Annotated in this window: 5 protein-coding genes; 2 read left to right on the plus strand and 3 right to left on the minus strand. The window is 35.2% G+C overall.

All coding sequences use genetic code 11. The features are described 5' to 3' along the window. The first annotated feature begins 43 nt into the window (after positions 1-43). Positions 44-1,438 (plus strand): leucyl aminopeptidase family protein, encoded by a 1,395-nt coding sequence (locus tag AC1QSP_RS11460; protein WP_484078808.1) that lies wholly within the window; start codon positions 44-46, stop codon positions 1,436-1,438. 66 nt (positions 1,439-1,504) lie between these two features. On the opposite strand, the gene AC1QSP_RS11465 is transcribed toward AC1QSP_RS11460, so the two are convergent. From AC1QSP_RS11465 to AC1QSP_RS11475, 3 genes are all read right to left on the minus strand, one after another. After that, positions 1,505-6,376: a fibronectin type III domain-containing protein gene (locus AC1QSP_RS11465; protein WP_484078809.1), complete on the minus strand. Its 4,872-nt coding sequence runs from the start codon at positions 6,374-6,376 to the stop codon at positions 1,505-1,507. 304 nt (positions 6,377-6,680) lie between these two features. Next, positions 6,681-11,192 carry a T9SS type A sorting domain-containing protein gene (locus AC1QSP_RS11470; protein ID WP_484078810.1) on the minus strand — a complete coding sequence of 1,504 codons (4,512 nt, stop codon included), beginning with the start codon at positions 11,190-11,192 and terminating at the stop codon, positions 6,681-6,683. Positions 11,193-11,371: 179 nt separating this feature from the next. Then, entirely contained in the window at positions 11,372-12,079 is a 708-nt protein-coding gene (locus AC1QSP_RS11475) for a Crp/Fnr family transcriptional regulator (RefSeq protein WP_322971138.1), read from the minus strand. Between the two features lie 75 nt (positions 12,080-12,154). Between AC1QSP_RS11475 and AC1QSP_RS11480 the strand changes: the two genes are divergently transcribed. After that, entirely contained in the window at positions 12,155-14,548 is a 2,394-nt protein-coding gene (locus tag AC1QSP_RS11480) for a heavy metal translocating P-type ATPase (RefSeq protein WP_484078811.1), read from the plus strand. Positions 14,549-14,577 lie beyond the last annotated feature (29 nt).

Raw genomic sequence — 14,577 nt, forward strand, 5'->3', positions numbered from 1 at the left:
TCAGTTTTCGTTTTCGTACTTTTGAAACCTAAAATTTTAAAGCATGATACTTTTATCACAAACATATACTTTACAAGATAATGTAGTGTTCTTAATCGATAAGTCTTCTGATTTTAAGGTTGAGAATCATGAGATCATCCAAAATATTGTGGAAGATTTTAAAGCAAGTGATTCAAAATTTGATTACATCAAATTAGGCAAACAAACCATTGCATTGATTGATGCAAATCAAGCAATAGAACCATTGCGTGTAAATGGATTTAATGTTCGTCAGCAATTAAATAAAGATGCTGCGAAAGTAGTCATTGTTGGGAATGGTGAGCAGGCTATTGCAGTAGCGGAAGGAATTGAATTATCCAATTATCAATTTTTAAAATATTTTAAAGATGCGGATGAAAAAGAATACGCTTTAAACCAAGTAGAGATTGTTGGTGAAGTTACAGAATCTCGAGTTATAGAGATGAATAATATTATTAAAGCGGTGTATTGGGGAAGAGATATGGTCAATGAACCAAATTCTTACTTAACAGCAGTACAATTAGCCAAAGAGCTAGAAGAAATTGCAAAAGAAGCATCAATTAAAGTAAAAGTATATCAGAAAGAAAAAATCGAAAGCTTAAAAATGGGTGGGCTTTTAGCCGTAAATAAAGGTTCTGTTGTTCCACCAACTTTTACAGTTTTAGAATATAAACCCAATCATCCAAGAAATGAAAAACCAATTGTCTTAGTAGGGAAAGGTGTGGTATATGATACAGGAGGATTAAGTTTAAAACCGACTCCCAATTCAATGGATTTAATGAAATCGGATATGGGAGGAGCCGCTTGTATGGCAGGGGCAATCTATGCAGCTGCATTGAATCAATTAGACTTACATATCATTGCCTTAATTCCTGCAACAGATAACCGACCAGGAGGAGATGCATATGCCCCTGGAGATGTGGTAACAATGTATGATGGTACAACTGTAGAAGTATTAAATACAGATGCCGAAGGTCGAATGATTTTAGCGGATGCAATTGCATATGCCAATCAATATGAACCTGCTTTAATTGTAAATGCAGCAACATTAACAGGAGCTGCTTTAGTTGCAGCAGGTGTAAGAGCGTCTTGTATGATGAGTAATGCAGGTGAAGAAATCAATGGGCAATTAAAAACTGCAGGAAATGAAGTGTACGAACGTTTGGTTGAATTACCGTTATGGGATGATTATAAAGAACAATTAAAATCATCAGTTGCAGACCTTAAAAATATTGGAGGAAGTTATGCTGGAACGATCACAGCAGGTAAATTCTTGGAGCATTTTACAACTTATCCATTTGTCCATTTAGATATTGCTGGTCCAGCTTTTACCACAGCCACAGAAAATTACAAAGGATTAGGAGGGACAGGTGTTGGAATCCGTCTTTTAAATCAATTTTTTAAAAAATATCATGCTTAATTCATTATAGTAATCGAAAAAAAAAGCCTCGGAATTCCGAGGCTTTTTTTGTGTGATACAAAAAGATTATTTCTTAATAATTTTTACCGTTTTTGTAGTACCATTTTCAAAGGCTACGCGAACCATATACACACCTGCTGTTAATTTAGAAGTGTTTAATGTATAAGATTTAGCATTTACTTTTACTTGGTTCACCACTTGTCCCGTTAAATTAAATAATTCAACAGATGAAATCATTTGATCACCTTTAATATTTAATTCATTTTGAACTGGGTTAGGATAATAAACAAAATCTCCTTTTACAAGGTTTCCAGTTGATAAGTCTTCTGCTGGTCCAAAGTAGAAGTTATCAATAGCTAAAGGGGGTTGAGTTCCTACAGAAGAATCATTTTTCCAATAAAATACTAATCGAACTTTTTGTCCTGCAAAAGCGCTTACATCAATAGCTGTACTTGTAAATGTAGATTGAGCATTTTCAAATGAAGTACTTGTTCCTGTCGCTAAATTTAACTTATCCGATCCAAAGATTTGATTAGCAATCGTTCCTGTCGCAGAAATAGTTGTACCCGCTACTGGTAAGTATGATGTAGGAACGATAAAGAATCTTCCGAAATCAAAAGTACTTTCACCTTGAGCATACCAATTAAAGTTAACATTTGCAGTTGTGATATCACTCGGTAATTGAACGTCTACATACGCGAATGTTGCACTTGCTGAAGTGTTATCATACGTATTCGAAGTGGTGTTATTTGATATGAACAATGCATTGTTTGTAAATGTTAAGGCACTTTCAATAGGCGTTCCGATCATGAACTTATTGGATTGTGTACCATTTACTAGCGTCCAGTTTTCTGATTCAAATGTATCTTCAAAAGGGAAACTTTGAGTTGATCGAGAAGTTGTAAATGGCTCTCCAGCTGCCCATGTAGATGTCGAATCTTCACAAATTGATTTTACCCACCAGTAATATCTTGTATTTGCTGTTAAGTTTTCTAAATCAATTGTAGTCGTTGTACTTGCAGTTCCCACAAATTCAGCAGTTGGTGCTTCATTTGTAGTGGATACATGGTATTGATAACCTTCAGTGTTTCCTACCCATGAGATAGTCGCTTCAGAATCTGAGATATTAGAAGCAGTTAATTGAGTTGGTTGAATACAGTTTGGTGTATAATCAATAACGAAATTATCAATGGCCAATGAAGGAGGATAGATTCCTGAATCATTTCTAAAGAAGAATACCATACGAACCGTTTGACCTGCAAATTCTGATAAATCAATTACTTGATCATTATAATGATGTGCAATCTCTTCAAATGCCCCTTCGTATGAAGCTGAAGGATTGTATAATAAATAATTTCTACGATCTACAGGAACAGTATTGTTTCTTAACGAATAAATAGCGTTAGGAATTTCTTCAACGAATCCTAAGTTTGTACCAGCTGTTGGTAAAACTGATGTTGGAATAATATAAAAACGTCCATAATCATAAGGTGTTCCCGATCCTGTACCACCTTCCCCTTTATAAATCCAATCAAATGATATTTTAGCATTTGTTAAATCTGTTGGTAAAGTGATATCACGATAAGCATAGACAGAAGATGCTGACGTCGCATAAGTATTTGTAGTTCCATTTTCAGAGACAAATAATTTATTATCAGCATACGTCACTCCATTAGTAGTTTCAGGTGTACCGACATAGAACTTGTTTGTTTGAGTTCCATTAATAAATACCCATTGTGCTTCATCAAAATTATCCACATATGGGAATGCAGCAGGATTTTGAGCTGTTGTAAATGTACTAACAGTTGTCCAACGCGAAGGACCATCCTCAGTACCACAATTAGTTCGTACAAACCAATAATAAGTCGTGTTAGGTGTTAAATCATTTACAGTTACTGTATTTCCTGTTACAGCTGTACCTTCTGAATCTAATGTCGGTTCTATATTAGTCGTTGATAAAATATATTCAAAATTTTCCGCAGTAGATGTCCATCCTAAGGTTGCTGAATTTGTCGTAATATCAGAAGTTACTGGTGCAGTTGGCGCATCACATGCAATTGCAGTTGTAAATGAATGAACTGTAGTAGACCAACTTGATTTGCTTGTAGGGGAACAAACCGATCTTACCCAAACGTAATACGTAGCATCGGGAGTTAATCCAGATAAAGTAGTTGTAGTTCCTGTTGAAGTACCAGTAGCATCAACCGTATCTTCTGGAGTTGTTGAGTTTGTTGAATAATAATATTCATATCCATTCGCAGGATCTGAAACCGATGCAGTCCATGAAACATCCGCAGTTTTCGCTGTTACATTTGTAGAAGTTACAGCAGTAGGAGCTGCACAAGCTGCAGGATAATCAAATTTAAAATCATCGATAATTAACGATGGATTATTAATAATCGATAGATCGGCTCTAAAATAGAATAATAAACGAACTGTTTGTCCAGCATACTGTGATAAATCAACGGCCAAATCTTCATAAACATGTGCTTTTGATTCAAATGCACCATTAAATATTGTATTTGCTGCTGATGGATAATTGATTAATGTTTTATTTGCTGTTGATGACTGATACGGATTGTTATTAAAAGTATAAATGTTATTAAATGCCGTTGTAGAATTTCCAATCGCCACCCCATTATCTAAAGGTTGTGTCGTTGGAATAATTAAGAAACGACCATAATCAGCAACACCTTCTCCTTTAAACATCCATTTAAACGATAAATTAGCAATCGTTAAATCAGCAGGTAAAGTCACATCTTTATACGCATAAGCTAAACTATAATTAGTGTATGAAGGAGATAAATTTGCTGCATCATACGAAACAAATAATTTACCATCTCCGAATGTTAATGTTCCTGCTGTTGTTCCTGAACCTAAAGTAATTGATGTTGGTGTGTTAATATAAAATTTAGAGATCTGATTACTTTGTGTGCCAGTTGTTGTACTTCTTCCAAAACTAGTCCAATCACTCGTTGAATTAAAATTATCGATTACAGGGAATGCTGTATTGGCTTGTGATGTCGAAAACGTTTGTACAGAAGACCATGCCGATACGTCGTCTGTCTCACAAACAGCTTTTACCCACCAATAGTATGTTGTTCCAGGTGTTAATCCTGTTAATGTAGCACTATTCTGAGTGACAGTTGTACCTTCTGTTTCAGCTGTTGGAGCTGTATTTGTAGTCGATACATAATACTTAAATTCTTGAGCACTTGATGTCCACGTAATAGCAGCCGTATTGCTTCCTACCGCAGTATTTGTTAATTCGGTTGGAGCAGGACAAGAAATTGTCGTTGTAAATGTTGTGGATGAAGACCATTCTGAAACATCATTTGGACCACAAATTGTTCGTACCCAAGCATAATATTGTGTTGTTGCATTTAATCCTGTAACCACAACTGAATTAGATTGGGTGTTTCCTGTTGGTGTTGTAGTTTCCGTAGGTGCAGATGGCGATGTCGAAATATAGTAATCAAAATTATTTCCGGTTGATTCCCAGTTCAACTGTGCCGAACGTCCTTCAATATTTGTTGTTGCTGTAAAGGTAGGATTAAGACATGTTGGTGTATAATCCAATACAAAATCATCAATGATTAAACTTGGATTATTTTGAATACTCGTATCATTTTTCCAATAAAATACTGCTCGAATGGTTTGACCTGCAAATTCAGAAAGATCTACCATATTGTCTCTGTATTCATATGCAATACTTTCAAATGCTCCTGATCCTGAAAAATTAGGTTCATTCAATAAGAAATAATTAGAAGATCGTGTTAAACGAGCATTATAAAATGAATTAGGGACTGCTGTTGTTCCATTACTTGAAATACCTGTCCCATTGGATGGAGGAGTTGTTGAAGCTGGAACTAAGTAAAAGCGACCAAAGTCATAAGTACTTTCTCCTTTCGCTAACCATTTGAATGAAAGTCTGGCAGTAGTAATCCCTTCAGGAATGATAATATCTTTATAAGCATAGCTGTCAGTTATTCCTGCATTGTAAGTTGGACCACTCGTATCTGAATGAAATGCATTTGTAATGTATAATTTACTATCTGCGAATGTAATTCCTGAAGCAGTAGCTGGAGTACCAATTTTAAATCGGTTAATTTGATCTGTTCCGTTATTTATCACCCAGGTGTCATGATTGAACTGATCACGGTAAGGGAAAGGAACTGGTAAATCAGGAGGTGTAGTTCCTTCAATAATCACATCATCGATTGAGAAACTGTGATTATCTCCACTTCCTTGATTGTTAACCGTGCGGGCAACTACCCAACGTAATTGTACTTCTGGTTGTAATTCAACATCAGCAGGTAAGGTAACTTCTCTTTCGTGGGTTTCTAATGCGGCAACTCCTGTACCGATATTTACACCTTCTCCTGCTCCATAATATTCAAATAATGATTCATTGACATCTGTAAAATTACCTGTTTGTCCAACGCGATATTGTAGTTTTACAGCTAATCCGCGGTTACTGTTTACACGTTGTACATTGATTTTGTATTTTACTACAATGTTTTTCTTTTCTAGGGTTTTAATGGCTAATGCTGGAGCAGTTCGCTGTCCAGTAGTTGTTAAGAACCCTAATTTGCCGACCATGTCGTAAATCCCTGGAGCTGTGGTATTATTATTCCCCACACCAAACGTTGCGTCGGCTACAGGTAAAGCATCGAAATAGGTATTTAAGTTTCCATCTAATCGCCAACCTGCCCATCCCGCAGGATACGAAGGGTTTGCACCAGTTAAGTTGTCAAAGTTTTGTGTGTAAGGTACTTGTTGAGGTACAGGATTGGTCTGTGCGTATAAAAACGCTGCAGGGGTCGCTGCAAACAATAAAGTACCTACACCTGATCTAAAGTTTCGCTTTAATTGATTGAAAAAATCATTCGAATTCTTTTTACGCGAAATTTTAGATGAAGAGTAGTTGTTCATCATAAAATATGTGTTAATTAATATTAGTGTTAATTGGAACTAATATAATTTTTTTTCTTTTAACATAAAACCATAATTGACTATATTTTAATTAATTACTTTTAAATAGCTATTAAGATGGATTAAAATAGAGCTGAACATCTTAATTTTAGTGGTTTTGAAAAGGATAGGATAATTTTGTTTTTTCTATCTATTATTCAATATTGATATTTTATTTTTTGAATACCTATAAAAAAATAAAATAAAATGCGCCTCGAGAATTTTCTCGAGGCGCACATATAATGTAAATAATCAATTAAGATTATAATTATTTCTTAATGATTTTTACTGTTTTTGTTGTTCCGTTTTCAAAGGCTACGCGTACCATATACACACCTGCTGATAATTTAGAAGTGTTTAATGTATAAGATTTTGCATCAACTTTTACTTGGTTTACCACTTGTCCTGTTAAATTAAATAATTCAATCGATGAAATTGTTTGATCACCTTTAATGTTTAATTCATTTTGAACTGGATTTGGATAGTACTCAAAGTTTGAGTTCGATAAATGATTTGTACCTAAATCACGCACTGGACCAAAGTAGAAATTATCGATAGCTAATGGTGGCTGAATTCCAGATGAACTATCATTTCTCCAATAAAATATTAAACGAACCGTTTGCCCAGCTTGTTCAGATAAATCTAAAGTCGTTGTAAACTGACCTTTAGCTTCGTTGAATGTACTTCCAGTACCTGTTGACCCTTGTAATGGTGAAGATGCAAAATATTGACCTTCTATTGAACCATCGAAAGCAATAGTTGTACCAGCTGTAGGAGTGTATGATATTGGAGTAACGAAAATTCGTCCAAAATCATAATAAGTTGAAGAAAGTAATTCTCCTTTGTTATACCAATCAAAAGCTAATTCTGTTGAATCCACATCTGTTGGAACTACGACATCTACATAGGCATATGATGATGAAGCAGAGTTGATCGTATACGTATTTGATATCCCATTGTTCGATACAAATAAAGCTCCATCTTCAAATGTCAATTGTGAATTTACAGGTGTACCAATTTCAAATTTATTTGTTTGTGTACCATTTACTAAAATCCAATCATTTGTACCATTAAAGTTATCTGTAAATGGATATGATTTTGGAGCTATTAATGTCGTAAATGGTCGTCCTTCTGCTGCAGTAGTATCATTATCACAAACGGATTTTACCCACCAATAATAAGTTGTATTCGATTCTAAACCTTCTATCGTAATGTTTTGTTCTGACGTTGTGAATCCAGTTTCAGGTAACACATTAGTTGTTGAATAGAAATATGTATACTGTTCAGAATTACCATTCCAACTTAATGAAGCTGAATTACTACTTACGTCAGAAACTGATAGATTTACAGGTGTTAAACAAGATGGAGCGTAAGTTAGCTCGAAATCATCTACAACTAAAGAAGGTTGAGTTTGTGTTAAACCATCATTTCTCCAGTAGAATACTAAGCGTACCGTTTGTCCTGCATATTCAGATAAATCTAAATCTTCTTTTAAGTATGTATGAGCTTGCTCATTAAATGAACCTGCTTCATAAGCGCTACCTTTATAGAATGCAAATGTATTAGTCGATCTAAGGTTGTGATGTGCATTAAAAATAGAGTTAGGAACAGTAGGGGTGATTCGATCAATTTCTATTCCTGCTTCTGGAGTTACATCTGTCGTAGTGATATAAAAACGACCATAATCCCATGGATTCGACTCTCCTGCCGCTAACCATTTAAATGTTAATTTCGCTAATGTAAGATCAGTTGGTAAGATTACATCTTTATAAACATACGTATGATTCGTTGTAGCTCCATATTCAGCTTTTGTGCCATTATTTGAAATAAATAATTTACTATTATCAAAAGTGATATTTCCTGAAGTTTCTGGAGTTCCTACATAAAATTTATTGGTTTGTGTTCCATTAACAAATGTCCAATTAGACGTTTCAAAATTATCCGTAAATGGGAAAGCAGAAGGAGCGGAATTCGTTGTAAATGAAGGTCCAGCAACCCAAGTGTTTGTTGCATCACAAGCTGCTTTTATCCACCAATAGTAAGTTGTAGATGCTTCTAAATCTGTTGCATTTACAGTTAGATCTGTAGTTGTTGTACCAACATCACCTGTAGGAACCGTGTTTGTTGTTGATAAATAATAAGTGTAAGATTCAGCATTTCCTACCCAGTTTAATGTCGCTTGATTAAATGTAATATTAGTTGCATCTAGATCAGAAACCGTTAAACATGAAGGGGCTTCAGTAATCTCAAAATTATCAATAGCTAATGATGGAGGATAAGCTCCTGAGTCATTTCTAAAGAAGAAAATTAAACGGACCGTTTGACCTCCCAATCCTGTTAAATTTACCGCTTCATCTACATATTTGTGTGCTATTTCTTCAAATGCACCTGTATAAGTATGTGATGGATTATATAGTAAGTAATGTTTTCGACCTGTAGGTGTCGTAACAGGATTGTTTCTTAACGAATAAATGGCGTTAGGTATATTTTCCTCATATCCTAAATTTGTACCAGCGTTAGGAGTAACAGTTGTAGGTACGATATAGAATCTTCCGTAATCATAAGGAGTAGATGTTGAAGTAGCACCTCCTTCTCCTTTTAAAATCCAATCAAAAGAAATCTTAGCTAAAGTAATATCAGCTGGTAAAGTGATGTCTCGATAAGCATATACAGATGATGCAGTTGTTGCATAACTATTGTTAGTCCCATTATTAGAAACAAATAACTTATTATCAGCATATGTTACATTATTAGCTCCTTCTGGCGTACCGATATAAAATTTGTTGGTTTGTGTGCCATTAGCAAATACCCATTTCGCTTGATTAAAATTGTCTGAGTATGGGAATGAAGCAGGGATTTGTAACGTTTGGAAAGTAGAACCTACCCAAGTTGACTTATCATCTGTATCGCAAACTGCTCTTACCCACCAATAATACGTAGTAGTATCATCTAATCCAGTTAAAGTTACAGAATTTGTATTTACTACGGTACCAGTGGCAGAAACTTCAGGAGCTGTATTTGTTGTTGTAACAATATATTCAAAACCTGTAGAAGTAGATGTCCAACTAATTTCGGCACCATTTGGAGTAATATTTGTAGTTGTTAATGCTGTAGGAGCAGGACATGAAATTAAAGTTGTAAATGTTGTTGAAGCAGACCAATCTGATGTTTCATTTCCATCACAAACAGCTCTTACCCATGCGTAATATTGTGTGACTGGGCTTAGTCCTGTAACTATAACATTGTTTCCTGTAGCTGTACCTGTTGCTTCAGTATTTGCAGTAGGTTCAGTATTTGTAGTAGAAATGTAATATTCAAAGTTAGTTGCCGTTGATGTCCAATTCAATTGAGCAGTTCTTCCTTCAATATTTGTTGTTGCATTAATATTTGGACTAACACAGTTTGGTGTATAATCAAAATTAAAGTCATCAACGACTAGAGCAGGATCGTTACCACCTCCTGAATCATTTCTCCACATGAAAACCAAACGTACCGTTTGACCCGCTAAACTAGAAAGGTCAACGAAATTGTCTTCATATTTGTGTGCAGCTGTAGAGAATACTCCTGTATAAGCATTTCCTTGATTGTATAATGCAAATGGGTAGGTAGAGTTACCTGTACCAGGTTGCAATGTTGCATAATATACCGCGTTTGGAATATCTCTTTCAGTTCTTCCAGTCACTTCAGCCCCAGCAACTGGTACTGGTGAACTTTCAGGAACAATATAAAAACGTCCATAATCCCATACTCCCGATTCTCCTCGCGCCATCCATTTGAATGAAAGACGAGCAGTTTCGATATTTGCAGGAAGAGTTACATTTTTATAAGCATAAGAAATTGATGCTGAATTTTTAGTATAATTGGCATCGGTACCATTATTTGAGATAAATAATTTTCCATTGTTTTCAAAATCAATTGTAGTGCTTGTTGGTGTGCCAACATGGAATTTATTGACCTGCTCCCCATTGATTAACATCCAATTACTTGTATCGAACTGGTCAGTATATGGGAAAGGTACTGGTAAATCTGGAGGTGTATTTCCGGTAACTTCTACATTGTCAATTGAAAAACTATGGTTGTCTCCACTTCCTTGATTATTAACCGGTCTTGCCGTTACCCAACGGAATTGGACTTCATCTTGGAAGGCCACATCTGGAGGTAAAGTTACAACACGTTGTTCTGTAATGTACGATGCAACACCATTTCCTATATTTGCACCAGTTCCAGGTCCTGTAAAGGTAAAATCATACTCTGGTAGATCAATAAATGTAGCAGTATTGCCCACACGATATTGTAAACGTACGATCAAGGAACGATTACTGTTAACGCGCTGTACATTGATATCATATTTTAAAACGATATCTTTTCGTTCATGGGTTTTAATTGATAATACTGGAACTGAACGTGAACCGTTCGTGCTTAAAAATCCTAATTTCCCCACCATGTCGTATAAACCTGGTGCTGTCGAATTATTATTTCCTGCGGCAAAAGTAGTATTTGCAGTGGCGGTTCCTGAGAATGATAACCCTAATTGTCCATCCAGTTTCCATCCTGCCCATCCTGCAGGTAAAGTAGCACTGTTTCCAGGTAAAACATCAAAATTTTGTGTATAGGGAACTTGTTGCGGAACCGGGTTGGTTTGCGCATACATTGTAGCCATTGGCGTAGCCGTTAGCATTAAAGTTCCCACACAATTTCTAAAGTTTCGCTTTAATTGATCTATAAAAGGTTTAGAGTCAACTGTACGCGAATTTTTAGAAGAAATGTAGTTGTCCTTCATAAAAATATGTGTTAATTAATTTCTGAGTGTTAAATCACCCCAAAAATAGATTTATTTTTCATATCAACATCAATTGATATGAAAATTAAATCCCAAGAATCACTTTTTTGCTTCAATTGGAATTAACAGGACATAAAAAAAGGCTTTAAATAATTAAAGCCCTATTTATTTTAAATTTTCTAAAGAATGACGTGTCCTAATTTGGTTAATTTATGATGATCTAAAATTTTAATTTTTCGACCTTCAACTTCAATTAGTTCATCTGTTTTAAATTCAGAAATCAAACGAATAGCAGATTCTGTTGCTGTACCAATTAAATTCGCCATCTCTTCTCGAGTCAACGAAATATTGATAAATCCATCTTTATCTGTACCTAATTTTGCTTCTAACAATAACAAGACTTCAGCCAAACGTTCTCTTACCGTTTTTTGTGCTAAATATGTAATTGTTCGTGCATATTCCCCCAAATCTTTTGCAATACGTTGTAAAATATCGAATGCTAATTTTGGGTTTAATTCTAGTAAGCGTAAAAAGAATTTTTCCGGAATGTAGTAAATTTCCGTTGGATTCATTGCTGTTGCTGACGCACCAAAAGATTCTTGACTTAAAATCGATCGATATCCAATAATATCACCGGCATTTGCAAAGCGTAAGATCTGTTCTTTTCCATTGAAACCAATTTTAAATAACTTAGCAGTACCTTTAATAATGCAGTAAATACCTTTAGGAGTTGCGCCCTCTTGGATGATCTCGTCACCCTTCTTCAATGTTAGAATCTTCTTCTCCTGTTCAAACTCAATTAATTCTTCCTTAGTAAAAACACCTAAACTATCTGGATGTTCAAATAGATTTTTGATTGATTCTACGTTCTCGTTAAATTCTGACATCGCTATACGTTATGACTTATCTCATACAAAGTTAAGGTTAATTCTCCTAAAAGGAAAGTAATTTTGCAAAAGAATATGGCAGAGAATTGTTTTCATTGTAGACAAAGAATTGAGGAAGAGCGAATTGAGTTCGATCAAAAAGCATTCTGTTGTCAAGGTTGTAAGACGGTATATGAAGTCTTAAACATTAATAATTTGAGTGAGTACTACAACATCAATCAAGGTGCTGGAGTACGACCTGACGCCCGAGGTGACCATCAATTTGACTTTTTAAATACCAAAGAGATATTTGATAAAGTGGTGGATTTTTCGGACGATGGAGTCACTGTGGTTACTTTTGAGGTGCCTGTGATTCATTGTACATCATGTATTTGGTTGTTAGAAAGCTTAGAAACGATTAATCCAGCAGTAATATCTTCCCATGTTAATTTCACGAAAAAAACGGTGCAAATTACCTTCCATCATGAAGAAATTTCTTTAGGAGATGTGGCTCGATTAATGACCAATTTAGGATATAAACCTTCGATTAGTTTAAAATCGATTGATAAGAAGAAACATTCGAAAGTTGATCGTTCATTGGTCAGTAAATTGGTTGTTGCAGGTTTCTGTTTCGGAAATATCATGTTATTATCATTTCCAGAATACGTGGATTTCTTTGGAGAAGTTAAAGAGCAATGGTTAGAAGAAAATAAAGGATTTTTCCGTTGGGCAATGTTCTTTTTGTCATTACCCGTATTTTTTTATTCATCGACTGATTATTTCCGTTCAGCATGGCAAGGCTTAAAGAATAAACACATTAACCTTGATGTGCCTATCGCTTTAGGAATCTTGGTGATTTTCTTTAAATCTACCTATGATATCATTTTTGACTTGTCGCCTGGATATTTTGATACATTGGCTGCATTATTATTCTTGATGTTAACCGGAAAATGGTTTCAACAGCAGACCATTAAGTCTTTAGCATTTGATCGTGACTATAAATCGTTCTATCCTGTAGCTGTAGCTCGTTTGGATCATGGGAATGAACAACCAATTCTTTTATCTGATCTGAAAAAAGGGGATCGTATTTTGGTGCGTAATGAAGAAATTATTCCTGCGGATGCGATCTTGATTAAAGGTGAAGCGATGATTGATAATTCGTTTGTGACAGGAGAATCTCGTTTGATTCCCAAAAAATCGGGCGATAAAATCTTTGCAGGAGGAAAACAATCAGGACATGCCATTGAATTGGAAATTATTTCAGAAGTGAATCAAAGTTATTTGACTCAGCTTTGGAATAATGATGCATTTAGTAAACAAGAATCGGAATTAAATGCATTAACCAATCATATCAGTCAATATTTTACCTTAATTATTTTAGGAATTACATTCATATCAGCAATGTATTGGTGGATTATGGATCCTTCGTTGATTCTTAAAGTGGTTACATCCATATTAATCATTGCTTGTCCTTGTGCTTTGGGATTATCTTCTCCATTTATTTTAGGGAATATTTTACGCATCTTCGGGAACAAGAAATTTTATGTAAAAAATACGGCGGCCATTGAAAATTTAGCCAAAGTAACCGATATCGTTTTTGATAAAACCGGAACAATTACCGAGAGTGATGATGCCAATATATCGTACGAGGGTAATGACTTATCTACGGAATTACAGGTGTTAGTCAGATCCTTGTTAAGGAACTCAAATCATCCGTTGAGCCGAACATTATACCGCAAATTAAATGTGAATGATTTTGCAATGGTTGAACAATACGAAGAAATTGTTGGAAAGGGGCAGCAGGCTATAGTAGATGGTCAATTTGTCAAAGTAGGTTCAAGAAGTTTTGTGGAAGCGGAAGGTGTTACCTCACTGAATCAGACTGAAGTGTATATTTCCATCAATGGTACGGTGTACGGGAAATATGTTTATAAAAACCGATACCGTAAGGGGCTCAATGAATTAATTCAGCAGTTAGGACAGTACCAATTGCACATACTTTCGGGAGATAATGATTCCGAAAAAGAATATTTAGAAACCATTTTCCCATCCAATGCCGTCTTACAGTTTAATCAATCTCCTTCAGATAAATTAGAGTACATTAAAACGCTAGAAGGGCAGGGAAAAAAAGTTTTGATGCTAGGGGATGGTCTAAACGATGCGGGGGCATTAAAGCAATCTACAGTCGGAATTTCGATTTCGGATGATATGAATAGTTTTTCTCCGTCATGTGATGGTATTTTAGATGCAAGAAAGTTTAAATTGATTTCAGATTTTCTATATTTATCGAAACATTCGATCAAGTTAATCTGGATTGCGTTCGTAATTAGTTTTGCGTATAATATAATTGGGCTAGCGTTCGCAGTTACAGGGTATTTAGAGCCTGTAGTGGCTGCAATATTGATGCCGATCAGTTCAGTTTCTGTGTTGATTTTTGCCACGGCGAGCACGCGTTTGGCGGAATATTTCCATAAGTGGAATTTAGAATGATTTTAAATTAGGTTACAAGAATGGCCTGT

The sequence above is a fragment of the Faecalibacter sp. genome (assembly GCF_057177045.1).

What these genes read in the sequence shown, in the direction of transcription:
- AC1QSP_RS11460 (WP_484078808.1), top strand. Translation starts at nt 44, where the DNA reads ATGATACTTTTATCACAAACATATACTTTACAAGATAATGTAGTGTTC.
- AC1QSP_RS11470 (WP_484078810.1), bottom strand. Translation starts at nt 11,192, where the DNA reads ATGAAGGACAACTACATTTCTTCTAAAAATTCGCGTACAGTTGACTCT.
- AC1QSP_RS11475 (WP_322971138.1), bottom strand. Translation starts at nt 12,079, where the DNA reads ATGTCAGAATTTAACGAGAACGTAGAATCAATCAAAAATCTATTTGAA.
- AC1QSP_RS11480 (WP_484078811.1), top strand. Translation starts at nt 12,155, where the DNA reads ATGGCAGAGAATTGTTTTCATTGTAGACAAAGAATTGAGGAAGAGCGA.
- AC1QSP_RS11465 (WP_484078809.1), bottom strand. Translation starts at nt 6,376, where the DNA reads ATGATGAACAACTACTCTTCATCTAAAATTTCGCGTAAAAAGAATTCG.